Origin of the sequence: Streptomyces hydrogenans (assembly GCF_014656075.1) — a bacterium.
Taxonomy (GTDB): Bacteria; Actinomycetota; Actinomycetes; order Streptomycetales; family Streptomycetaceae; genus Streptomyces; species Streptomyces hydrogenans.
Genome location: NZ_BNBS01000040.1, coordinates 1 through 23,265, shown reverse-complemented (window position 1 = coordinate 23,265; position 23,265 = coordinate 1). Strand labels below are relative to the sequence as shown.

The 23,265-nt window shown below is 72.1% G+C and carries 22 protein-coding genes and 2 riboswitches; of the genes, 6 read left to right on the top strand and 16 right to left on the bottom strand.

Features of this window, described 5'->3' with window-relative positions:
* Positions 1-58: 58 nt before the first annotated feature.
* Both IE321_RS18590 and IE321_RS18585 read right to left on the bottom strand, forming a co-directional pair.
* Complete coding sequence (locus IE321_RS18590) at positions 59-1,120, bottom strand: EamA family transporter (RefSeq protein ID WP_190223751.1); 1,062 nt, start codon at positions 1,118-1,120, stop codon at positions 59-61.
* Between the two features lie 90 nt (positions 1,121-1,210).
* A complete protein-coding gene (locus IE321_RS18585) occupies positions 1,211-1,792 on the bottom strand; it encodes a Clp protease N-terminal domain-containing protein (protein WP_107063352.1) in 582 nt (193 codons plus the stop codon).
* 195 nt (positions 1,793-1,987) lie between these two features.
* Here IE321_RS18585 and IE321_RS18580 point away from each other — a divergent pair, with 195 nt between their 5' ends.
* Together IE321_RS18580 and IE321_RS18575 are read left to right on the top strand one after the other, a co-directional pair.
* Positions 1,988-2,209, top strand: a complete 222-nt coding sequence (locus tag IE321_RS18580) for a hypothetical protein (protein WP_043229439.1) — start codon at positions 1,988-1,990, stop codon at positions 2,207-2,209.
* A 70-nt stretch (positions 2,210-2,279) separates the two neighbouring features.
* On the top strand, positions 2,280-2,708 hold the full coding sequence (locus IE321_RS18575; protein ID WP_043229440.1) for a type II toxin-antitoxin system Rv0910 family toxin: 429 nt from the start codon (positions 2,280-2,282) through the stop codon (positions 2,706-2,708).
* 168 nt (positions 2,709-2,876) lie between these two features.
* Here IE321_RS18575 and IE321_RS18570 read toward each other — a convergent pair whose 3' ends face one another.
* The gene (locus IE321_RS18570; RefSeq protein ID WP_190223750.1) at positions 2,877-3,512 is read right to left on the bottom strand and encodes a PadR family transcriptional regulator; all 636 of its coding nucleotides are present in this window, start codon (positions 3,510-3,512) and stop codon (positions 2,877-2,879) included.
* A 176-nt stretch (positions 3,513-3,688) separates the two neighbouring features.
* Between IE321_RS18570 and IE321_RS18565 the strand changes: the two genes are divergently transcribed.
* Entirely contained in the window at positions 3,689-4,534 is an 846-nt protein-coding gene (locus IE321_RS18565; protein WP_190223749.1) for a PhzF family phenazine biosynthesis protein, read from the top strand.
* Between the two features lie 124 nt (positions 4,535-4,658).
* Here IE321_RS18565 and IE321_RS18560 read toward each other — a convergent pair whose 3' ends face one another.
* Positions 4,659-5,456 carry a CPBP family intramembrane glutamic endopeptidase gene (locus tag IE321_RS18560; protein ID WP_226651793.1) on the bottom strand — a complete coding sequence of 266 codons (798 nt, stop codon included), beginning with the start codon at positions 5,454-5,456 and terminating at the stop codon, positions 4,659-4,661.
* A gap of 289 nt (positions 5,457-5,745) precedes the next feature.
* Positions 5,746-7,251, bottom strand: a complete 1,506-nt coding sequence (locus IE321_RS18555) for a glutamate-cysteine ligase family protein (protein WP_043229444.1) — start codon at positions 7,249-7,251, stop codon at positions 5,746-5,748.
* Positions 7,252-7,836: 585 nt separating this feature from the next.
* Between IE321_RS18555 and IE321_RS18550 the strand changes: the two genes are divergently transcribed.
* Entirely contained in the window at positions 7,837-8,427 is a 591-nt protein-coding gene (locus IE321_RS18550; RefSeq protein ID WP_043229445.1) for a hypothetical protein, read from the top strand.
* Between the two features lie 361 nt (positions 8,428-8,788).
* Positions 8,789-8,995 (top strand): DUF5999 family protein, encoded by a 207-nt coding sequence (locus IE321_RS18545; protein ID WP_043229447.1) that lies wholly within the window; start codon positions 8,789-8,791, stop codon positions 8,993-8,995.
* Between the two features lie 70 nt (positions 8,996-9,065).
* On the opposite strand, the gene gcvP is transcribed toward IE321_RS18545, so the two are convergent.
* The gene (gcvP, locus tag IE321_RS18540) at positions 9,066-11,951 is read right to left on the bottom strand and encodes an aminomethyl-transferring glycine dehydrogenase (protein WP_190223748.1); all 2,886 of its coding nucleotides are present in this window, start codon (positions 11,949-11,951) and stop codon (positions 9,066-9,068) included.
* 62 nt (positions 11,952-12,013) lie between these two features.
* Positions 12,014-12,130: riboswitch (glycine riboswitch) on the bottom strand.
* Positions 12,131-12,230, bottom strand: a riboswitch (glycine riboswitch). It abuts the riboswitch before it with no gap.
* Positions 12,231-12,343: 113 nt separating this feature from the next.
* Between gcvP and IE321_RS18535 the strand changes: the two genes are divergently transcribed.
* Positions 12,344-12,715, top strand: a complete 372-nt coding sequence (locus IE321_RS18535; protein WP_043229451.1) for a PRC-barrel domain-containing protein — start codon at positions 12,344-12,346, stop codon at positions 12,713-12,715.
* Between the two features lie 55 nt (positions 12,716-12,770).
* On the opposite strand, the gene IE321_RS18530 is transcribed toward IE321_RS18535, so the two are convergent.
* The 10 genes from IE321_RS18530 to clsA form a co-directional block, all read right to left on the bottom strand.
* Positions 12,771-14,198, bottom strand: a complete 1,428-nt coding sequence (locus IE321_RS18530; protein ID WP_190223747.1) for a DNA polymerase IV — start codon at positions 14,196-14,198, stop codon at positions 12,771-12,773.
* A gap of 72 nt (positions 14,199-14,270) precedes the next feature.
* Positions 14,271-14,888, bottom strand: a complete 618-nt coding sequence (locus tag IE321_RS18525) for a MerR family transcriptional regulator (protein ID WP_190223746.1) — start codon at positions 14,886-14,888, stop codon at positions 14,271-14,273.
* Positions 14,889-15,100: 212 nt separating this feature from the next.
* A complete protein-coding gene (locus IE321_RS18520) occupies positions 15,101-15,568 on the bottom strand; it encodes a bifunctional nuclease family protein (protein ID WP_030492457.1) in 468 nt (155 codons plus the stop codon).
* 91 nt (positions 15,569-15,659) lie between these two features.
* Positions 15,660-16,418 carry a transcriptional regulator FtsR gene (gene ftsR / locus IE321_RS18515; RefSeq protein WP_190223745.1) on the bottom strand — a complete coding sequence of 253 codons (759 nt, stop codon included), beginning with the start codon at positions 16,416-16,418 and terminating at the stop codon, positions 15,660-15,662.
* Positions 16,419-16,450: 32 nt separating this feature from the next.
* Positions 16,451-17,395, bottom strand: coding sequence for an FHA domain-containing protein (locus IE321_RS18510; protein WP_079022385.1), 945 nt, complete (start codon positions 17,393-17,395; stop codon positions 16,451-16,453).
* A gap of 81 nt (positions 17,396-17,476) precedes the next feature.
* Entirely contained in the window at positions 17,477-18,451 is a 975-nt protein-coding gene (locus tag IE321_RS18505; RefSeq protein WP_190223744.1) for a DUF881 domain-containing protein, read from the bottom strand.
* Between the two features lie 5 nt (positions 18,452-18,456).
* Positions 18,457-18,789 carry a small basic family protein gene (locus IE321_RS18500; RefSeq protein ID WP_030492461.1) on the bottom strand — a complete coding sequence of 111 codons (333 nt, stop codon included), beginning with the start codon at positions 18,787-18,789 and terminating at the stop codon, positions 18,457-18,459.
* Positions 18,786-19,715 (bottom strand): DUF881 domain-containing protein, encoded by a 930-nt coding sequence (locus IE321_RS18495; protein ID WP_229916445.1) that lies wholly within the window; start codon positions 19,713-19,715, stop codon positions 18,786-18,788. The genes IE321_RS18500 and IE321_RS18495 overlap by 4 nt, the downstream gene beginning before the upstream one ends.
* Positions 19,716-19,815: 100 nt before the next feature.
* Positions 19,816-22,311, bottom strand: a complete 2,496-nt coding sequence (locus IE321_RS18490; protein WP_043229460.1) for a mannose-1-phosphate guanyltransferase — start codon at positions 22,309-22,311, stop codon at positions 19,816-19,818.
* A 116-nt stretch (positions 22,312-22,427) separates the two neighbouring features.
* On the bottom strand, positions 22,428-23,036 hold the full coding sequence (gene clsA, locus IE321_RS18485) for a cardiolipin synthase ClsA (protein WP_043229461.1): 609 nt from the start codon (positions 23,034-23,036) through the stop codon (positions 22,428-22,430).
* Positions 23,037-23,265: the final 229 nt, after the last annotated feature.

Below are 23,265 nucleotides of genomic sequence, written 5' to 3'. Positions count from 1 at the left end.
AGGCCGCGCGCGCTAGGCGGCGGGCGGCGGAAGTACGGTCGCGTGCATGCCCGGCACCCTACGGGCTGGTCCGGCCGCCCGACAACTCCCCCTCGGCGCCCGCCGCGGCCCCCCGTTCCGCGGCCTGGACGCCCGCCACGGGCCCGCGTTCGCCGCGTTCGCCGCCCTCACCGTGCTCGCCATCGGAGCCGGCGACCGGCCCCTCGGACGGCGCCTTCGGCGCGGTGGACTGGGCGATGAAGGCACCGACGAGGACGAGCGCGCCGCCGAGGAGCTGCGGGGTCTCCAGGTGCTCGCCGAGCAGCACCCAGGCCAGGACGGTCGCGATGACCGCCTCCAGGCAGGCGACGACACCGGCGACCTGCGGCGAGAGCCGGCGCACCGAGACGACACCGGTGACGTACGCGAGGACGGTGGCGATCAGGATGATCCAGCCGAGCAGCAGCCAGGCCGGCACGGAGGTTCCGCCGAGGTCGGCGCGCCCGGCCAGCACGGACGTGTCCATGCCCCAGGGGCGGGCGACGACGGTGAGCACCAGGGCGCCGATGAGCAGCCCGTACGCGATCACGCCGAGCGGGTCGGCCGGTTCGGCCTCGTCGGCACCCTGGTCGGAGAGGACGAAGTAGCCGACCTGGCAGCAGGCCGCGGCGAGCGCGAGGAGCAGTCCGAGGAGGTCGAAGCTCAGCCCGGACCAGATCTGGACGACGCAGGCGAGACCGCCGACGGCGAGGACCACGCCGAGGGCGGCGGCGCGGGTGACGGGCCTGCGCTGGACGAAGCGGACCCAGCCGAGGACCAGCGCCGGGGCGAGGTACTCGATGAGGAGGGCGACGCCGACGGGGATCCGGGAGAGGGAGGCGAAGTAGAACGCCTGGACGCCGGCGACGGCGAGCAGACCGAAGCCGACGAGGAGGCCGGGCTTGCGGCGCAGCAGGTCCCGGTGGCGCCAGGCCACGGGCAGCATGACGAGGGCGGCACCGGCGACCCGGAGCCAGACCACATGGAGCGGATCGAGTCCCGCCTCGATCAGCGGCTTGGCCGCCACTCCCGAACCACCGAATGCGAAGGCCGAGGCCAGGGCGAGTCCCAGGCCGGCGCTTCTCCCCTGAGACGCGTGCATCGGGCCATCATGACAGGACCCGGTCAGGCGTGTAACCCCCGTCGCACCTGTTGAGACGGGGACCCCCGACGACCCTCCCCGGCCCGGAGTTCAAACCTCCGTTTCCCCCGCCAGAGCCCCGGCCCCGCGCGGGGCGATGACGGAGGCGAGGGCCACCGCGCGGGCGCCGAGCACGGGCGGGTCGACCCCCGCGTGCCGCAGCACCTCGCCGGCCCGGCTGTCGGGGTCGGCGGCGAGACCGGCGAGGAGGTCGAGCCCGTGGGGCTGTTCCTCGCCTCGCGCGGCGGCGCGCCGCAGGGCCTCCTCCAGGGCGGCCGCGGCCGCCGGCGACCAACGGGAGGTACGGCGGCGCGCCCCCTCCCCGGCCCGCACGGCGGGCAGCGGGCGCGGGACCTCGGCGCCCTCGGCGGACCGCTGCCAGCGGAGCCCGTATCCGATCGACCGCTGGACGAGGTAGCCGAGGACCCGAGCGACCCGCTCCTCGCCGTCGAAGGCGGCGCGGGCCTCCGGGTCGGACTCGACGAGGGCGTGCAGGAGGTGGGCGGTGTCGACCTGACGGTCGCCGTCCCTCAGGGCCCGCCGGCGGGCGGCGGCGACCACGGTGGCGAGGAGCGGCGCGGGCCCGGCGGCGGCCGGGGGCACGGTGGGGCGCGACGGGACGGGAGGGTGCACCCTCCCACCTCACCAGCCGCGCCCGCGCGGGTCATCACACGGGAGAACCATGTCCGCGTCCCACCGGAGTCGTGCACGCCCGCGCGGCCCCTCCTCCTGCGGGAGGAGATCCGGTCGATTTCCCCTACGGGGCGCGCGCCGCCTTGCCTCACGCCCGCACCGCAACCATGAGCCGTCGCCGAGCGTCCTTCTTGTGTGTTCTGGATGGTCGGTCTGCCCGCGCGCGACGGCCGGCAGTACGTGTACCGGGTGTACGCCCCCCGGGACGCGCTGCCGGGCGATCTGTTCTGGGCCGCGTTCCACCACCACGAGGAGGACGGCGGTCCGCGCGTCTCGGACCGCTTCGACGCGGCCGAGATCTGGTGGATCGGCGGTACGGGTCCGGCCGCCGCAGAACTGACGGTTCATCAGTATTGAATGTTCGCGCCCCTCCGGCTACGTTCCGCGACACCAGAACCCAGCGGGCACGCGTGAAGGGGTGGTCGTCATGGCCGAAGTCACCGCGGAGGCACGGATCGAGGCACCGGCCGGGAAGGTGTGGGAACGCCTCACCGACTTCGGCTCGTACGGTGAGTGGAACGCCACCCACACCAACTTCCCGAACGGCGGCCCGGAGACCCTGGCGGCCGGCTCCACCTTCACCGAGAACATGAAGCTCATGGGCTTCCCGGCCGAGGTGCTGTGGACCGTCGAGGAGCTGGAGGACGGCCGGGTCCTCGCCATCCGGGGCAAGGGTCCGATGGGCGTGATCGTCGGCACCCGCTACTCGCTCGCGGACGAGGGCGACGCCACGACCGTCCGCATCGACGGCGAGTTCACCGGCGCGGCGGTCTCCCTGATGGCCGGCAAGCTGAAGGACTCGGCGTCCGCGGCCCTGAACGAGTCACTGCGCAAGCTCTCGGGCCTGGTCGTCTGAGCACCCGGACACACAGCCACAGGCACAGGCACAGGCACAGGCACAGGCACAGGCACAGGCACAGGCAACGGGCAACGGGCAACGGGCAACGGGCAACGGGCAACGGGCACACGAAAGGCCCCCGCGCGGCACACGCCGCACGGGGGCCTTCCTCGAACGGATCCCGCCTCAGTGCTCGTCGGCGAGGATCAGGTACAGCTTCTTCCGGGCCTCGTTGATGACCTCGACGGCCTTCTGCCGCTGCTCGGTGCTGCCGGTCTTCCAGACCTGGCCGAACGCCTCCATCAGACCGAAGCCGGCCTGCCGGATCTCGTTGACGGCCTCCCAGTCGACCCCGCGGCCGGCCTCCTCCCAGGGGGCGTCCGGCGCGGCCTCGGCCTCCTCGCGCCCGGCGTCGGTGAGCGAGAAGAGCTTCTTGCCGCCCTCGCTCGCGCTGACGATCAGCCCCTCGTCCTCCAGCATCTGGAGGGTCGGATAGACCGATCCGGGGCTGGGCTTCCAGGCCCCGCCACTGCGCTCGCCGATCTCCTGGATCATCTCGTAGCCGTGCATCGGCCGGTCCTTGAGCAGCGCCAGGATCGAGGCGCGCACGTCACCGCGCCGCGCCCGCCCCCGTCCGCCGCCCCGGCCGCGCCCGAAGGGGCCGCCGCCGAAACCGGGCCCGCCTCCGAAGCCGGGGCCGAAGGGCCCGAAGGCGGCACGCCGTCCCTCGAAGTCACCCCGCGGTCCGGGCCCGCAGTTCCCGCGCCCGGCACCGTGGCCGTGACCGAATTCGTGTCCGTGGTCGTGTCCATGTGAACGCATCGCAACGCTCCTTCCGTGAGAGTCATCGTTGAACTGTCGCGATGCCTCAACGATATATCGGAACTGTTCGGCGAGCAAGCAACCGAACAACCCACCACCCGAAACCGGCCCATCGAGGCCAGACACCCCGGATTGGCCTTGGCCCGCTCCTCCGGCCCCCCGGTACCGTCCGCACCATGCGCATCCGAATCGTCGACGCCTTCACCGACCGGCCCTTCTCCGGCAACCCCGCCGGAGTCGTCCTCCTCGACACCTCCGACTCCCCCGGTTCGTCCGGCTCCCCCGCCGCCTTCCCGGACGACTCCTGGCTCCAGAAGGTGGCCGCCGAGGTCAACCTCTCCGAGACCGCCTTCGCGCACCCGCTGCCCGCGGGCGGCGAGGCCGACTGGGCGCTGCGCTGGTTCACCCCGACCACCGAGGTCGACATGTGCGGGCACGCCACCCTCGCCACCGCCCACGTCCTGCACACCACCGGCGTGGCGTCCGGCCCGGTCCGCTTCGCGACCCGCTCGGGCGTCCTCGGCGCCGTCACCGGGGCGGACGGCGACATCACCCTGGACTTCCCGACCTCCTCGCTCGCCCCCGCGCCGGTCCCGGCGGGCCTGGCGGAGGCGCTCGGGGCGGAGGTCGTCGCCGTCCACGACACGGCCGCGCACGTCGGCGACCTCGTGGTCGAGCTGCGCGACGAGGCCGCCGTCCGCGGCCTGACCCCCGACCACGCGGCGCTCAGGGCCCACTCGGCACGCGGCGTGATCACCACCGCGCGCGCCGCCGACCCGCGGGCCGGCTACGACTTCGTCTCGCGCGGCTTCTTCCCGTCCGTCGGCATCGACGAGGACCCCGTCACCGGCAGCGCCCACACCGCGCTCGCCCCGTACTGGTCGGCCCGCCTCGGCCGCGACGACCTCACCGGCTTCCAGGGCGGCGCCCGCACGGGCCTGGTCCGCACCCGCCTGCGCGGCGACCGCACCCTGCTCACCGGCCGCGCCGTGACGGTCATCGACGGCGAGCTGCACGCCTGACCCGGTCCCGGACGCACCGGAGGGGCGTACGGCTCCACCGCCGCACGCCCCTCCGCACTCCGACCTCCGGCCTCCGCCCCGCGACCTCCGGGACCGGCCCTCCGCCGCTCCGGCCTCGTCCCGCTCACACGGTGGGCAGCCAGTCCACCTTCCCCGCCAGCAGCCCGTAGCCGACGAAGGCCACGATGTCGAGCAGCGCGTGGGCGACCACCAGCGGGCCCACCCGGCCCCAGCGCCGGTAGAGCAGCACGAAGACGACGCCCATGACCATGTTGCCGATGAAGCCGCCGATGCCCTGGTAGAGGTGGTACGAGCCGCGCAGCACCGCGCTCGCGACCAGCGCGCCCTTCGGCGACCATCCCAGCTGGTCCAGCCGCCGCAGCAGGTAGCCGACGACGATGACCTCCTCCAGGACGGAGTTCTGGATCGCCGAGAGGATCAGGACGGGGTACTTCCACCACACGTCGGGCAGCGACTCGGGAACCACCGTGAGGTTGAAGCCGGAGGCGCGCGCCGCGAGGTAGAAGGCGAGGCCCGCGCTGCCGATGCCGGCGGCCACGAGCGTCCCGCGCCCGAGGTCGGGCCAGGGCCGGGTCCGGTCGAAGCCGATGGCCCGCATCCCGGACCCCTCCCGCATCAGCAGGTGGGCGACGAGGACGACCGGCACGAGGGCCGTGGCGATGCCGAAGAGCTGCCAGGTGAGGTCGAGCCAGGGACGCCCGGGGGCGTACGAGCCGTTGAGGGTGGCCGCCTGTTCCTTGAGCGCGCCGGGCCTGGTCAGCGAGCCGATGAAGCTGATGAGCGAGGAGACCGCGCTCGCGCCGAGCGAGAGCGCCAGCACGATGAGGGTCTCGGAGCGCAGCACCCGCCGCGACAGACCGCCCGGCGGCGGGCCGGCGTCCACGACCCGTTGTTCCGACACCACACCGTCTCCCGTTCCCGTCCCGCACGACCACCGGCGGGGACCGGCCCGCGGCCCCCCTCACGACGATCATGCGCGACGGCACCCCCGGAACGCCATCCAGGGCCCGGAACGCACCCGGGACCCCATCCGGCCGAGAGGCACGCCCCGGGCGCGCGTCCACGCCCGGAAGACATCCGAAGCGCCGTCCCGCCCGAGAACGCGTCCGGCACCGGCCCCCGCCCCAGGACAGCGCCTCCGTCCACCCCGCCGACTCGCCCGACGCCAACGCGGCCCGGCCCCCGCCCGCTCAGCCCCCCGCGATCCCCACCTTCCACGTGTGCACCGGTTCGCCCTCCAGCATCAGCTCGCGGTACCGCCGGGTGGTCGCGGCCAGTGCCGCCTCGCGGTCGAGGCCGGAGTCCAGGGCCTGGTGGAAGGTGTCGGCCTGCCAGGACGCGCCGTTCACCCGGCGGCGGCACCGCTGCTCGATGACGCCCAGGTAGAAGTCGCGGTCCGCCGGGTCGATGTGCCAGGCGTCGAGCCCCGCCGCGGCCAGCGGCAGCAGCTCGTCGAGGACGAGGCGCACGGCGGGCTGGGTCGCCGTCCCGCCCGCGCGTCCGGCCCGGGGCCAGCGCAGCTCCGCCTCGATGCCGTGCCGGCAGGCCGCGTCGAAGTTGGCCTCCGCGTCCTCGAAGGCCATCCGCTTCCACAGCGGGCGCGGGTCGTCGGCGAGGGAGCGGACGAGCCCGTAGTAGAAGGCGGCGTTGGCGAGGACGTCGGTGACCGTGGGCCCGGCGGGCAGGACGCGGTTCTCCACCCTCAGGTGCGGGACGCCGTCGACCCAGCCGTAGACCGGCCGGTTCCAGCGGTACACCGTGCCGTTGTGCAGGACGAGCTCCTTGAGCTGCGGCACCCCGCCGTCGTCGAGCACCCGCAGCGGGTCCTCCTCGTCGCACAGCGGCAGCAGGGAGGGGAAGTACCGCACGTTCTCCTCGAAGAGGTCGTAGACCGAGTCCACCCACCGCTCCCCGAACCAGGTGCGCGGCCGGACGCCCTGGGACTGGAGTTCGGGCGGACGGGTGTCGGTGGCCTGGGTGAAGAGCGGCGGGCGGGACTCGCGCCACACCTCGCGGCCGAAGACGAACGGCGAGTTGGCGCCGAGGGCTATCTGCACCCCGGCGACGGCCTGGGCGGCGTTCCAGACGGAGGAGAAGCGGGCCGGCGTGACCTGGAGGTGGAGCTGCACCGAGGTGCAGGCGGCCTCCGCGATGATCGACTCGGAGGTGTGCCGGAGCGTTTCGACGCCCTGGATGTCGAGCGTGATCCGTTCTCCGCGGGCGACGAGGATCTGGTCGTTGAGCAGCGCGTAGCGGTCCGCGGAGGAAAGGTTCTCGAAGACCAGATCGCGCTGGGAGAGGGTCGGGAGTATGCCGATCATGAGGATGCCGGCGTCGAGTTCGGCGGCCTGCCGGTCGGCATATCCCAGTCCGGTTCTCAGCTCTTCCGCGAGCCGGTCGAAAACGTGGCCGCCGAGCCGGCGCGGGGCGATGTTCACTTCCAGGTTGAACATTCCGAGTTCGGTCTGGAAATCGGTGCTGGCGATCTTTTCGAGGACGGCGCCGTTCAGCATCCGGGGGAGTCCGTCGGAGCCCGCGAGATTGAGTTCGATCTCGACGCCCATGAGGTTGCGCGGGCGGTCGAACCGCTGCTCCGCGAGGAGCCGGGCCAGCCCCGCCAGACACTGCTGGAGCTTGCGCCGGTAGCGCTGCCGGTCGGCCGGGCCGAACCCGTCCGTCACGACCTTCTCCCCCATCGAGGCGTCCCTCCCGCGTGGGCGGCCACCGGGCGGGGCCGCGCGTACGGACGATGATGCCCACGCCACTGATCGACAACGCCTGCGTTTCCGGCCGCTCCACGGATAGTCTGGTACGAACCTGTCGCCGCGCGCGCGAACCCTCACCTCCGGAACGGGTCGTCGACATATACCAATGTCATATTGCCTCCCCGGTACGGGCGGCGCGGCTTTCGGAATTCCTACGTCCGGCTTGCCGGGGAATGTGAGGACGGAGATCCTGTCCTCGCTCCGATTGCGCCCGACGACCGGCCGGATACGACCGGATGACACCTTGTCAGGAATATCGGCGCGGTCTAGCGGAAACAATCACTGAACACGTGTCGTATAAACTCCGCGGACGAGGCAGAGCGCCGGCGACCGGCCACGACCCGTGGCCCCCCGCTCCGCCCCCGCCGCCGACAGCGCCGTCGTACCCGGCCGCAGCCGCGTCCCCGTACCAGGACCCGCAAGAAGACCCTTACCAGGACCCGTACCAAGGCCCTTACCAGGACCCGCACCTGTACCCGTATCCCCGTGTCTCCTGAGCGAGAGGCGACCCACACGATGCTCCGACCCTCCCCGGCCCCCGCGCCGGCCCTCCGCAGTGTCCTCGCGGCACTCGGCTCGCCCACGGCCGTCCGAGAGGCCCGCACCCCGGCCCTGCGGGCCGCTTCCGGACCGCTGTGTCCCGAACTCCCGCTGCCCGTCCACGTGCTGAGGATCTCCGAGGCCCCCGGGCACGAGCCGGGCACCCGGCTCGTCGGCTGGCGGTTCCTGATCCGGAGCGGGGACCGGGCCGTCGCCGCCGCGGACACCATGCTCACACCGGACGGCTGGTCCTTCTCGCACTTCTTCGAGGGACCGTACGTGGCCGCCACGGAGCGGGCACTGGTCCAGGCCGAGGCGCTGCCGGGCACGTACCAGCCGCGGCTGCTCTCGGTGCCGGAGCTGTACATGCTCACGCTGTGGCTGCACGCGGAGCAGGACCCGGACGGTACGGAGCCGGGCGCGGAGTCCGCCGACGTGCTGGTGCCGCTCGCCCCCGCGCCGCCCGGCATCGCCGCCAACCGCCCCTACCGGGTGGCCGATCTGCTGCCCGTGCTCAGCACCCGCCTCGCACCGCCGCCGCTCCTCGGATCCGCGGCGTCCGCCTGATCCGGCCCGCGCCCCGCGCCCCGTGACCCACCCGGGTCACGGGGCGCACCCCTGTCCGGAACAGGTGCTCCCCCATCCCTCGCACGCCCGGACCCACCGTCCGAACACCCACCCCGAACACCCCTCCCGGACGGACTAGCCCGCTCGGGCCACCCCGAACCACCCGAAAGGACGGGGGCGTTGACCTGAACCGCCCCTGCGGGTGATGCGTCTTCCCGGGAGAGGACGAGCTGACGCGAAATCCCTACGGAAGGCCGTCCGTGCGGCAAGACTGGGACCGGAACCGAACCGACCGACGGGGGCGGCCATGAGCGCGAACAGCCGCAGGACATCCACCACGACGCAGCGAAAGAACCCACCCATGTGCCAGCACCAGCCTGCCTGTCCCACCGCCGACTCCGCCGACCGTGAGGCCGCCGCCCCGGTGGCGTGCCACCCGGAGCAGGGGTGGAGCCTGCTGTGCAACGGTGTCCTGCTCTTCGAGGACACCGGCGAACTGCTGCCGGACGGGCAGATCATCGCGCCGCACCGGCCGCTCACGACGGGCCGGGTGACGACGGCCGCCTGAGGCACGGCGCGGGCAGCGCCGAGGGCCGGCCCGGAGGAGACTCCGGACCGGCCCTCTGTCACGCCGGCGGTCAGTGGTCGTACTCGTCCAGCGGCGGGCAGGAGCAGACCAGGTTCCGGTCGCCGAAGGCGCCGTCGATGCGGCGGACCGGCGGCCAGTACTTGTCGGCGGCCGAGACGCCGGCCGGGAAGACCGCCACGTCACGGTCGTAGGCGTGCGCCCACTCGCCGCCGAGCGCGGCCGCGGTGTGCGGGGCGTTGCGCAGCGGGTTGTCCTCGGCGGGCCACTCGCCGGAGCCGACCTTCTCGATCTCGGCGCGGATCGCGATCATCGTGTCGCAGAAGCGGTCCAGCTCGGCCAGGTCCTCGGACTCGGTCGGCTCGATCATCAGCGTGCCGGCGACCGGGAAGGACATGGTCGGCGCGTGGAAGCCGTAGTCGATCAGGCGCTTGGCGATGTCGTCGACGGTGACGCCGGTCGCCTTGGTCAGCGGCCGCAGGTCGACGATGCACTCGTGGGCGACGAGCCCGGCGGGGCCCGTGTACAGCACCGGGTAGTGCGGCTCCAGGCGCTTGGCGATGTAGTTCGCCGCGAGGACGGCGACCTGGGTGGCGCGCTTGAGGCCCTCGCCGCCCATCAGGCGGACGTACGTCCACGAGATCGGCAGGATGCCGGCCGAGCCCCACGGGGCGGCCGAGATCGGGCCGACACCGGTCTCCGGGCCCGCGGTGGGCTGGAGCGGGTGGTTCGGCAGGTACGGCGCGAGGTGGGCGCGGACGCCGACCGGGCCGACGCCGGGGCCGCCGCCGCCGTGCGGGATGCAGAAGGTCTTGTGCAGGTTGAGGTGCGAGACGTCGCCGCCGAAGTGGCCCGGCTTGGCGAGGCCGACCAGGGCGTTGAGGTTGGCGCCGTCGACGTACACCTGGCCGCCGGCCTCGTGGACCTCGGCGCAGATGTCGGCGACGTGCTCCTCGAAGACGCCGTGCGTCGACGGGTAGGTGATCATCAGCACGGAGAGCTCGTCGCGGTACTGCGCGATCTTGGCGCGCAGGTCCTCGACGTCGACCTCGCCGTCCTCGGCGGTCTTCACGACGACGACCTTCATGCCGGCCATCACCGCGGAGGCGGCGTTGGTGCCGTGCGCGGAGGACGGGATGAGACAGATGGTGCGCTGCTCGTCGCCGTTGGCGCGGTGGTAGGCGCGGACCGCGAGGAGACCGGCCAGCTCGCCCTGCGAACCGGCGTTCGGCTGGATCGAGACCTTGTCGTAGCCGGTGACCTCGGCCAGGCGCTCCTCCAGCTCGGTGATGAGCGTGACGTAGCCCTGGGCCTGGTCGATCGGCGCGAAGGGGTGGATCTGGCCGAACTCGGGCCAGGTCACCGGCTCCATCTCGGTGGTCGCGTTCAGCTTCATGGTGCAGGAGCCGAGCGGGATCATGCCGCGGTCGAGCGCGTAGTCGCGGTCGGAGAGGCGGCGCAGGTAGCGCAGCATCGCGGTCTCGGAGCGGTGCGCGTGGAAGACCGGGTGGGTCAGGTACGCGTCGGAGCGCAGCAGGCCGGCCGGGATGCCGTCCTCGGTGGCGGCGTCCAGCGCCTCGACGTCGCCGGTCACGCCGAAGGCGGCCCAGACGGCGGCGAGCTGCTCGCGGCCGGTGGTCTCGTCGCAGGAGATCGAGACCTGGTCGGCGTCGACGCGGTACACGTTGACGCCGGCCTCGCGGGCGGCGGCGACGACGGCGTCGGCACGGCCCGGCACCCGGGCGGTGAGCGTGTCGAAGAAGGCGCCCTGGGTGAGCTCGACGCCCCCGGCGGTCAGACCGGCGGCCAGGACCGCCGCGTACCGGTGGGTGCGCTGCGCGATCTGCTTCAGGCCGTCCGGGCCGTGGTAGACGGCGTACATGCCGGCCATGACGGCGAGGAGCACCTGCGCGGTGCAGATGTTGCTGGTGGCCTTCTCGCGGCGGATGTGCTGCTCGCGGGTCTGCAGGGCGAGGCGGTACGCCTTGTTGCCGTCGGCGTCGACGGAGACGCCGACGAGGCGGCCGGGCAGCGAGCGGGCGTGCTTGTCCTGGACGGCCATGTAGCCGGCGTGCGGGCCGCCGAAGCCCATCGGGACGCCGAAGCGCTGGGTGGTGCCGACGGCGATGTCGGCGCCGAGCGAGCCGGGCGAGACGAGCAGGGTGAGCGCGAGCAGGTCGGCGGCGACGGTCACGATCGCGCCGAGCTCGTGGGCGGCGTCGATCAGCGGCTTGATGTCGCGGACGCCACCGGAGGCACCGGGGTACTGGATCAGCACGCCGAAGACGCCGCGCTCGGCGATCTCGGCCGGGATGCCCTCGGAGAGGTCGGCGACGACGACCTCGACGCCCGTCGGCTCGGCGCGGGTCTCGATGACGGCGATGGTCTGCGGCAGGGCGTCGGCGTCGACGAGGAAGACGCCGTTCTTCACCTTGCCGACGCGGCGCGCGAGCGACATGGCCTCGGCGGCGGCGGTGCCCTCGTCGAGCAGGGAGGCGCCGGAGGTCGGCAGACCGGTGAGGTCCGCGACCATCGTCTGGAAGTTGAGCAGCGCCTCCAGGCGGCCCTGCGAGATCTCCGGCTGGTAGGGCGTGTACGCCGTGTACCAGGCCGGGTTCTCCATGACGTTGCGGAGGATGACCGGCGGCGTGAAGGTGCCGTAGTAGCCCAGGCCGATCATCGGGGCGAGGACCTCGTTGCGGCCGGCGAGGGTGCGCAGCTCGGCGAGGACCTGGGCCTCGGTGCGGGCGCCGGGCAGGTCCAGCGCCTCGGCGTTCTTGATGACGTCCGGCACCGCGGCGGCCGTCAGCTCGTCGAGGGAGCCGTAGCCGACCTGGGCGAGCATCTTGGCCCGCGCCTCGGCGTCGGGTCCGATGTGCCGCTGCTCGAAGGGGATGCCCTGCTCGAGCTCGGAGAGCGGGGTGCGGTTGGCGGTCATGATGCGGGGGCCTCCTGGTCGTCACGACCTGCGAGGGGCACCACGGCGCGGGTGCCCGGACGGCCTCCCCCTCTGTCATCTCAACCTGAGAGCTTCACCGGCATGCCCGTGGGCACGCCGGCTTTCACCGTCGGTGAGAGCGGATGCCGTCGGACTCCCGCCCTGCTTTCCAGAGTGACCTCGCCCGCGCGGTACCGGGTGCCTGAGAGATTCCGGGGAGGATTTGCTCCTTCGGCGCCACCGGAAACCTTCTCCGATGGACTCTCCCGCACGGTGTCGACAGCCACAGCCAGCCTACCAGCGCCGTTGTCGCCCTCATCGCTCAAGTGGCCGACATCCCAGTTGTGCACTTTCGTAGGGGTGTAGAGCAGTTGCGACCAGTTGGAGGGACCGTGCAGACCGACATCGATCCGCGCAGCCTGATCGGCCGCAAGGCGTTCGACCGGAACGGACACAAGATCGGAACCGTGGACGAGGTGTACCTGGACGACGCGACCGGCATCCCCGAGTGGGCGGCCGTCCGCACCGGCCTGTTCAGCAGGGACGCCTTCGTCCCGCTGGAGCCGAGCGAGCTGGCCGACGACGGCCTCCACATCCCCTTCGAGCGCTCCCTGATCAAGGACGCGCCGGACTTCGGCGTGGGCCGCCACCTCTCCCCCGAGCAGGAGCTCCAGCTCTACCGCCATTACGAGCTGACGCTGCCGCCCCCGCCGGACCGGATCCCCGATTTCGGACGGCTCGCCGGCCAGGACGACGCCGCGTAGCGGACGCGGCCCCGAGGATCCCGTACGGAGCCCGTCCGGCCCGCCCGGAACGGGCTCACTCACCCGCGCGGACGACCGGGGCGGCCCCCTCCGCCCCCGTCACCCCGCCCGGCACCAGCGGCAGCGGATCGGCCGGCTCCAGCTCCGGATCGTCCACCGTGAAGGTCCGCACCCGCCCCGGAGCCGTACTCCCCGGCTCCTCGAAACGGACGGTGACCCGGCCGAGCCCGCTGCCCTGCACCCAGCCCGCCCCGAGCACCGCGTGCCGCACGTCGTGCCCCGGGGCCCACCGCCGCGACGCGGTCCCGGCCGCCGGCGGCACCGCGGCCGGAGCCACGGCCGGACGCTCGGCCGGCTCCTCGGCGACGACGGCCTCCGCCGCCTCCCCACCCGCCGACGTCCCCGCCTCCGCCCCGGCCTGCGCGAACAGGTCCTCCTGCGTGTAATCGGCCAGCCCGCTCACTCCGACGCCCAGCAGCCGCACCCCGCCCGTCGTGTCCACCAGCTCCAGCAGCCGCTCCGCCGCCTCCCGCACCACCAGCGGATCGTCCGTGGGCCCCCGCAGCGTCTCCGACCGCGTCAGCGTCGAGAAGTCGTACCGCCGCACCTTCAGCACGATCGTCCGCCCCGAGTGCCCCGAGCCCCGCAGCCTCGTCACGCACCGCTCCGCCAGCCGCTCGACCTCCAGCCGGATCCGCAGCCGGTCGTGCAGGTCGATGTCGAAGGTGTCCTCCACCGAGACCGACTTCGCGTCCCGCTCGGCCACCACGGGCCGGTCGTCGTGCCCCCGCGCCATCCGGTACAGCGAGGCCCCGTGCGACCGCCCCAGGATCCGTACGAGCTCGTCCTCGCCCGCCTCCACCACCTCGGCGACCGTCGTGATCCCGGCCCGCCGCAGATGGTCACCGGTGGCCGGCCCCACCCCCGGGATGATCCGCACCGAACGGGGCGCCAGCAGTGCCCGCTCCGTCCCCGGCTCGATCAGCACCAGTCCGTCCGGCTTCGCCTCCTCCGACGCGATCTTCGCCAGCATCTTGGACCCCGCGAGCCCCACCGACCCGGTCAGCCCGGTCGTCGCCAGGATCTCCGCCCGCAGCCGCTCCCCCACCGCCCGCGCGCCCGCGCTGTCGTCCGCCAGCCCCCCGGCCTCCAGATCCACGAACGCCTCGTCCAGGCTCAGCGGCTCCACCAGCGGCGACAACCGCCCGAGGAGCTCCATCACCTGCCCGCTGATCGCCCGGTAGAACGCGAAGCGCGGCACCAGATACGCGGCGTTGGGCGCGAGCCGCCGCGCCTGCCCCATCGGCATCGCCGAATGCACCCCGAAGCGCCGCGCCTCGTACGACGCCGTCGCCACCACACCACGCGGCCCGAGACCGCCCACGACCACCGGCTTGCCGCGCAGACTCGGCTTCGACGCCTGCTCGGCGGCGGCGAAGAAGGCATCCATGTCCAGATGCAGGATCGTGGGGGCGGCTCTCACGTCTCCGATGCTGCCTCACGCCACTGACAATCGCCGGTACGGGCCCCGCCCGCACCGGCTCCCGGAAGAACCTCAGACGGCCCGGTCGCGCCGGCGCCGCGCCAGCTCGTCCTGCGGGTTGTGCCCCACCAGCGTCTCGCCGGTGTCCACACGCTCCCCGTGCAGCTGCGAGAGCGCCGCCTCGACGTCCCGCCAGACGACGCCCACCGCGATGCCGAAGACCCCCTGCCCACCCTGGAGCAGCGAGACCACCTCGTCCGGCGAGGAGCACTCGTAGACGGTCGCCCCGTCGCTCATCAGCGTCATCCGCTCCAGATCGCGGAAACCCCGGGCGCGCAGGTGCTGCACGGCGGCCCGGATGTTCTGCAGCGCGACCCCCGTGTCGAGGAACCGCTTCACGATCTTCAGGACGACGACGTCACGGAAGCTGTACAGCCGCTGCGTCCCGGAGCCGTACGCGGGCCGCACGCTCGGCTCGACGAGCCCGGTGCGCGCCCAGTAGTCCAGTTGGCGGTAGGTGATGCCGGCGGCCGCGCAGGCCGTGGGACCGCGGTACCCGATCGCCTCGTCCGCCACCCCGGCGTCCCGCTCCGCGCCGAAGTCGCCCACACTGCCGTGAAGCGGATACGCGGCGCTCTCCCCGGACGGACGTCCGAGCGAGCTCCCTGCCGTACCGTCCGCGCTGCTCATCACGCCGACCCTCCGTCCTTGACCTGCCCACTCGAAGGTAGGCAGTCGCTAGGGGTGCGTCAACGATCGCCACACTCGGCACGCCGAGTGATAATCACCCAGAGAGTGGTTTCACGTATCCCACTCCGGGGAAAGGCTACTCGAATGCGCCGACAGCGCTCCTCGGTCGCCCCTCGCACGCACCGCCGCGGCGGCACGCGGGAGCCCTCCCGTCACTGACTCCCGAAGTCCTCCGGCGAGATCTGATCGAGGAACTCGCGGAACTTCTCCACCTCGTCCTCCTGCTCGTCGGGGATCGCGATCCCGGCGTCGTCGAGGACGCCGTCGCTGCCGAAGATCGGCGAACCGGTCCGCAGCGCCAGGGCTATCGCGTCGGACGGCCGCGCACTCACCTCCACGCCGCTGGCGAAGACCAGCTCGGCGTAGAAGACCCCGTCCCGCAGGTCGGTGATGCGCACCTGGGTCAGCTCCTGCCCCACCGCCTCCAGCACGTCCTTGAACAGGTCGTGCGTCAGCGGCCTGGGCGGCGCCATGCCCTGCTGGGCGAAGGCGATCGCGGTCGCCTCGCCGGGTCCGATCCAGATGGGAAGGTACCGGTCGCCTCCCACTTCGCGCAGGAGCACGATCGGCTGGTTGGAGGGCATTTCCACCCGGACACCCACAACGTCGAGCTCGTTCACACAGCAACCCTAGGACGTGCCCGACCGGTTTGGATAGTCGGGCCCCCGCTCAGCGCCTCCGCGACCCCGCGCCCGAAGCCCTCCGCACCGGTCACTGGAGCCGTACGCCGAGCGCCGTCTGCACCAGCGCGGCGTGCAGCCGCACCGACAGCTGCGCCAGATCGGCGGCCGTCTCCTCGGCATGCGCCCTGGTCTGCGGGTTGCGGTGCCGCCTCAGCGGCGCGACGACCTGCTCGATCAGACCGGCCTCCCGGTCCGCCGACGCCTTCACGGCCCGCAGGTGCCGGGGCTCCAGCCCGAACCGCCCGAGATCGGCCACGATCCGCGCCACGTTGACGCTCTCCGCGTCGTAGCCGCCGCCCTCGCTCTCGCAGATCAGGCCGTACGACTCCCACTCCACCAGCTCGGCCTCGGTCACCCCGGCCGCGGCCACCAGCTCGGCACGGCCCAGCCGCGCGGCGGTCGGCCGCTCGTCGCCCTCGTCGTCCGCCGGGCCGTCGAGCAGCCCGTCCAGCAGATCACGCCGCCGGCCGGGCGCCGGGAGCTTCACCTGCTCGCCGCGGGCGAGGGCGTCGAGGTGCTCCCGGATGACCTTCAGCGGAAGATAGTGGTCCCGCTGCATCCGCAGGACCGCGGCGAGCCGCTCCACGTCCTCCGGGCTGAACTTCCGGTACCCGGAGGCCGTACGCCGGGGCTCGACGAGCCCCTCGGCCTCCAGGAAGCGGATCTTGGAGATCGTCACTTCGGGAAACTCGTCCCGCAGCTGGTTCAGCACGGTGCCGATACTCACCAGCCGGTCGCCCGCGGTGGCGGTGCCGGATCCGGCACCGCCCGTCGGTGTTCGCACCATGGACCTTTCCTGAAGGATCTCCGCCAGGCGTGTCAGACGCCTCGCTGGCTCGCGTAGAAGACCAGCCGGTACTTGCCGATCTGCACCTCGTCGCCGTTGTTCAGCACGATGTCCGAATCGATCGGCTCACGGTTGAGGTAGGTGCCGTTGAGGCTGCCCACGTCGGCGACCGTGAAGCTGCCGTCCTGACGCCTGCGGAACTCGACGTGCCTCCGGGAGACCGTGAAGTCGTCCAGGAAGATGTCGCTCTGCGGATGCCGGCCGGCCGTCGTCAGCTCGCCGTCCAGGAGGAAGCGGCTGCCCGAGTTCGGACCGCGGCGCACCACCAGGAGCGCGGAACCCGGCGGCAGCGCCTCGACGGCCGCGAGGGCCTCGGGGGACAGCGCCGGCATCGCGATCTGGCCGGTGGTCTCCGCGTCGTACGCCTCCAGGCCCGAGATCGAGATCGTCGACGTCGTCTCGGAGGGACGCTCGGCGGCGACCCCGCCCCGCAGCGGCGTGCCGCAGTGGGAACAGAACCGGCTGTCCGGCGTATTGCGGTGACCGCACCTCGTGCACACCGGCATGGACGCGTCCTCCTGCCGCGGCTGCCCCGCGGAGGTCTGGGTCGCGTACGGATCGGGGGTAAACCCTCCACCCGTACCTGAGGTTGATGGTTCACCGAAACCTATGCGCGCGGCCCCGGCGGGGTCAACAGACGACGCGCCCTGTCCGCCCGGAATGTCACCACCCTGGCCGCCGACCTCGTCGCGGAAGAGCGGACGCTCGCCGCCCTGCTCCTCGCTCTGGGCGTGGCGCGGCGCGCGGTGCCTGGCGTTGCCGCCGTCCTCGCGTGCGCTCTTGCCGAACAACTTCGCAAACAACTTCACGGGCGATTCCCCTTGACCGAAACAGACCCGCCCGTGGGGCAGGACGAACCGAGATCCATCACACCTGCCGACCCGGACACCTTCACAACGTCCGTATCCTCCGGACAGTTTCCACCACGCACCACCGTTGTGGTGCGCCGACCCCCCGCAACGCTCCAGCCCATGTCGCGGGACCCCTCGCCCCCTCTCTCACGGGGAGGACGACCGAGCGTAGTCAGGCCGCTTCGCGGGTCGCAAGGCATCGACGACGATCTTCGCCGACCGCTCCACCGTGGCCGTGGCCTGCTCCTTCTCGAGGGTCTGGACGACTCCACCGGGGATGTTGAGCGCGGGCTCGAGATCCTCGGGCTTGCCGATGACCTTGAAGACGTACGGAGCGGTCACCTGCGTTCCATCGATCCGCATGTCATCACCGCCACCTGTGAAATAACTGTTCGCGACCACCCGCACCCCGTCGACCTGGATCGCCTCGGCACCGGCAGCCCGCAGCTCCTGGATGGCGTCGAGGAGCATGTCGGACTCGACCGCGCCGACCGGGTCCGAGACGGTCAGCGTGATGCCCGGCCCCTCGGCGGCCACCGTGCCCGCCAGGATCCCGAGCTGCCGCTCCTTCTCCGCCGTCTGCCGACGGGCCTCCTCCGCCTGGTCGGAGCTGGACTCCAGCTCCGTCCGCTGCTTCTCCAGCCGCGTCTTCTCGTCCTCCAGCCGCTGGGTCCGGTCGTCGAGCTCGTCCAGGATCCGTACGAGATCCTCCTGCCGGGCCCCGCGCAGCGCGCTGCCCTCGCTCGTCGAGGAGACCTGGATGGCGAGACCGAAGCCCAGGCAGGCCAGCAGCAGCGCCACGATGAGCTGCGCCCGCGTCACCCGCGGCGGCCACAGGGCGTCCGCGAGGCGCCGCCGCCCGTCCGGCGCGGCCCCCGCGCCCGCCCCGGCTCCCGGGGACGGCACAGCGCCCTCGGGAGCGCTCTCAGCGCCCTCCGAGGGACGCGCCTCCGGCTCCGCGGGACCGGCCGCCGGCCGCGCCTCGGACGCCTCGGACGCCTCGGACGCCTTGGAAGCCTCCGGCACCCCGGGCGCCGTTCCGGCCACCGGCTTCCCCGCCGGCTCCGGACGCTCCGCCCGCTCGTCGCCCGGCTCGGGCTTCTCGTTCGGATTCACACTCATCGGCCTCACGCCCGGAAGACATGGCGGCGGATCGCGGCCGCGTTGGAGAAGATCCGGATGCCGAGCACGACGACGACACCGGTGGACAGCTGCGCGCCCACGCCGAGCTTGTCGCCGAGGAAGACGATCAGCGCGGCCACGACCACGTTCGACAGGAAGGACACGACGAAGACCTTGTCGACGAAGATCCCGTCGAGCATGGCCCGCAGGCCGCCGAAGACCGCGTCGAGGGCGGCGACCACGGCGATGGGGAGATAGGGCTCGACGACCGCCGGGATCTCGGGCCGGACCAGCAGTCCCGCCACGACTCCGACGATCAGGCCCAGTACGGCGATCACGGTGTTGCCTTCCCCTTGTCGGCCGTGGCCCGGCCGGACGGCGTCGCCGCCCCGGCCCCCCTCGGCTCAGCTGTACGTACGATCAGGCTCGGCGCGGCCGGCAGGCTCAGCTCGCCCTCGACCGAGATGCCGCTGCGGATCCCGAAGTTCTCCACCAGCGCGTGCAGGTACTGCCCGTCGGCGCTGTCCTGGAAGGCGGTGCTCAGCCGCTGCCCGTCCCCCACCGCCAGCACGGTGTACGGCGGCACGAGCGGCCGGTTGTCGACGAGTATGGCGTCACCGGCGGCCCGGATCGCGGAGAGCGACGTCAGCCGCTGCCCGTTGATCGACACGGCCTCCGCGCCCGACTCCCACAGCCCGTTGACCACCCGCTGCATGTCGCGGTCGCGCACCCGCCCGGTGTCGGAGAAGCCGGCGCTCTCACGCGGCCCGCCTCCCCCGCTCTCGGAGTCCTTGGCGTCGTCGACCACGAGCTTCACGCCGGGCCCGCGCACGGGTGTGGCACCCGACAGCAGCGCGACCAGCTCCGTCTGGTCGCCGCCGTGCTCCTCCAGCGCGACCCGCTGCCGCTCGCCGACCTCGGTGCGGATCCGCTCGACGTCCCGCTCCAGCTCGTCGGCCGTCGTGTTCTCGCCCTCGATCCGGTCGATCAGCTCCTGCCGCTCCTTGGCGACGACGGGGGCCGAGACCCGGGCCTCGGCCGCGCCCACCGTCACCACGGCCGCGGCCAGCACGAGACCGGCCGCCAGGCCGAGCTTGGCGCGCAGCGGCTTCGGCAGCGCACCGCCCTCGGCCGCGCGCCGGGCGGTCGCCTCCGCGTACCCGTCGTCCAGCGCGTGGTCGATGACGTTGTTCAGCAGCGACATCGACGCGTCCGGGCGCGGGGGCGGAGAACCGGTGCTCCGAACGGGGGGCTGCTGCGACATGCCGCACATCGTCGCACGTCGCGCGCCCTACCGCCGAATGGCCCCACGAAAGGCCGGGCGGCTCCGTCCCGCCGCCGCCCGGCCTCCGCTCCTCATCCGGTCAGCGACCTGCGCTCTCGACCACCTGCGCCCACTCGTCGAGCAGCGCCTGCGCCGAGGTGTCGTCGGGCCCCTCGGCCCACAGATGGGTGACGGCCTCGGCGGGGTCCGGCAGCACCATCACCCACCGGCCGTCGGCCTCCACGACCCGCACGCCGTCGGTGGTGTCCACCGACCTGCTGCCGGCCGCCTCCACCACCCGCCGCATCACGAGCCCCTTCACCGCCCACGGCGTCGGGATGTCCCGCTTGATCACGTGCGCCCGCGGGATCCGGGCGTCGATCTGGCTCAGCGTGAGCTGCGTCCGCGCCACCAGACCGATCAGCCGCACGAAGGCCGCGGCCCCGTCGAAGACGCTGCTGAACTCGGGCACGATGAACCCGCCGCGCCCGTCCCCACCGAAGATCGTCGACTCCTGCCGGCCGACCCGGGTGAGGTCGTCGGGCGACGTGGTCGTCCACTCGACCTGGGTGCCGTGGTACGCCGCCACCTGCTCGGCGATACGGGTCGTGGTGACCGGCAGCGCGACCCGCCCGGACCGGCGCTCGGCCGCCACCAGGTCGAGCATCACCAGCAGCGCCCGGTCGTCCTCGATGATCCGGCCCCGCTCGTCGACGAGCGACAGCCGCTCGCCCACCGGGTCGAACCGCACTCCGAACGCGGCCCGCGCCGACGCCACGATCTCCCCGAGCCGCACCAGCCCGGCCCGCCTGCGCTCGGCGGACTCCGTCGGCCGCGACTCGTCGAGCCCCGGGTTGATGGTCAGCGAGTCCACCTGGAGCCGGCCCAGCAGGCTGGGCAGGACGAGCCCCGCGCTTCCGTTGGACGCGTCGACGACGACCTTGAGCCCGGCCTCCGCGATCCCGGTGGTGTCGACGTTCCGCAGCAGCGAGCCGGTGTACGAGTCGAAGACGCTCGCCGGGAAGGACAGGTCCCCGATCTCCCCGGGGAAGGCCCGCCGGTACTCCTGCCGCGCGTAGACCCGGTCCAGCTTCCGCTGCCGGGCCTGCGACAGGTCGGCGCCCCGCTCGTCGAAGAACATGATGTCGACCGAGTCCGGCACGCCGGGGGAGGTACGCACCATGATCCCGCCGGCGCTCCCCCGCGCGGTCTGCTGCCGGGCGACCGGCAGGGGCACGTTCTCCAGGTCCCTCACGTCGATGGCGCTGGCCTGGAGCGCGGAGATCACGGCCCGCTTGAGCGCCCGCGCACCACGCGAGTGGTCACGGGCGGTGGTGACGGTGGCGCCCTTCTTCAGCGTCGTCGCGTACGCGCCGGCGAGCCGCACGGCCAGCTCGGGCGTGATCTCGACGTTGAGGATCCCGGACACTCCGCGTGCTCCGAAGAGGTGGGCCTGTCCGCGGGACTCCCAGATGACCGAGGTGTTGACGAAGGCGCCGGCCTCGATGGTCTTGAAGGGGTAGACCCGGACGTTGCCCTGCACGATCGACTCCTCGCCGATCATGCACTCGTCGCCGATGACGGCCCCGTCCTCGATCCGGGCCGCCCGCATGACGTCGGTGTTCTTGCCGATGACACAGCCGCGGAGGTTGCTGTGCTGTCCGATGTAGACGTTGTCGTGGACGACCGCCTTGTGCAGGAAGGCCCCGGACTTGACCACCACGTTGGAGCCGATGACGGTGTGCTCGCGGATCTCGGCGCCGGCCTCGACCTTGGCGTAGTCCCCGATGTACAGCGGCCCGCGCAGCACCGCGTCGGGGTGGACCTCCGCTCCTTCGGCGACCCAGACGCCGGGCGAGATCTCGAATCCGTCGACGTCGACCTGGACCTTGCCCTCGAGCACGTCGGCCTGTGCCTTGACGTAGCTCTCGTGGGTGCCGACGTCCTCCCAGTAGCCCTCGGCGACATAGCCGTAGATCGGCTTGCCCTCCTTCATGAGCTGAGGGAAGACGTCACCGGACCAGTCGACCGAAACGTCGGCCGCGACGTAGTCGAACACCTCGGGCTCCATCACGTAGATGCCCGTGTTCACGGTGTCGGAGAAGACCTGTCCCCAGGTCGGCTTCTCCAGGAACCGCTCGACCTTCCCCTCTTCGTCGACGATGGTGATGCCGAATTCCAGGGGATTCGGCACACGCGTCAGACAGACCGTGACGAGGGCGCCCTTCTCCTTGTGGAAACGGATCAGGTCGGTGAGGTCGAAATCGGTGAGGGCATCCCCCGAGATCACGAGGAAGGCGTCGTCCTTCAACGCTTCCTCGGCGTTCTTCACACTGCCCGCTGTGCCGAGAGGCTTCTCCTCATTGGCATACGTGAGCTCCATCCCGAGCTCCTCGCCGTCGCCGAAGTAGTTCCTGACGAGTGAGGCGAGAAACTGTACGGTCACGACGGTCTCGTTGAGACCGTGCCTCTTGAGCAGTCGCAAGACGTGCTCCATGATCGGCCGGTTCACCACCGGCAGCAGAGGCTTGGGCATGCTCGAGGTCATGGGGCGAAGTCGGGTTCCTTCGCCACCGGCCATCACGACGGCCTTCATGTCGGAAGCGTCCTCCTTGAAGAGACGACGGTCCTGCCGACCGACCCTGTCCGGTCACTGACCTTCGGACGTCCTCGTTCCTGCCGGCGACGCTGCACGGCGCGGGACGGAAGGGCTCAATCGGCCGCGGTATCCGCCTTCACGAGTCGGCGGACCTGGACCACGTAGAGGATCCCTGCCCACCAATACAGAGTTGTACCCCATCCGGCGAAAGCCCATCCGAAAACTTCAGCGAGTGACGCCAGCCAGCCGGTTCCGTCACTGAGAAGCAGCAAGGGGAAGGCGTACATCAGGTTGAATGTCGCAGCTTTCCCGAGGAAGTTCACCTGCGGCGGCGGGTAACCGTGCCGGCGGAGGATTCCCACCATGACCAGCAGCATGAGTTCGCGCGCCAGCAGAACGGCGGTCAGCCACAGTGGCAGGATCTCGCGCCAGGTGAGTCCGACGAGCGTGGACAGGATGTACAGCCGGTCGGCCGCGGGATCCAGCAGCCGGCCGAGGCTGCTGATCTGGTTCCACTTCCGCGCGAGCTTGCCGTCGAGGTAATCGCTGACGCCGCTGAGCATCAGGACGACCAGTGCCCAGACGTCACTGTTGGGCCCGCCGAACTCCGGCCGGAGGATGAGCCACAGGAACAGCGGCACGCCGAGAAGACGCGCCATGCTGAGAATGTTGGGGATGGTGAGGACCCGGTCTGTCTGGACCTCGGTCTCCTGGACCTCCACCCGGGGGCCTCCTGCTGGGAACGGTACTGACGTTGACCCCTGACCTTACCTCTCGCCCCGACCCCCTCCCGGCACCGGGTGCCGCCGGCCCTCCACGGAATGCCCTGGGGCTGCGGAATGCCCCGGGAACGCAGAAAAGCCCCGCACCAGATGGTGCGGGGCTTTCCCACAATGATTGTTCGGCGGCGTCCTACTCTCCCACAGGGTCCCCCCTGCAGTACCATCGGCG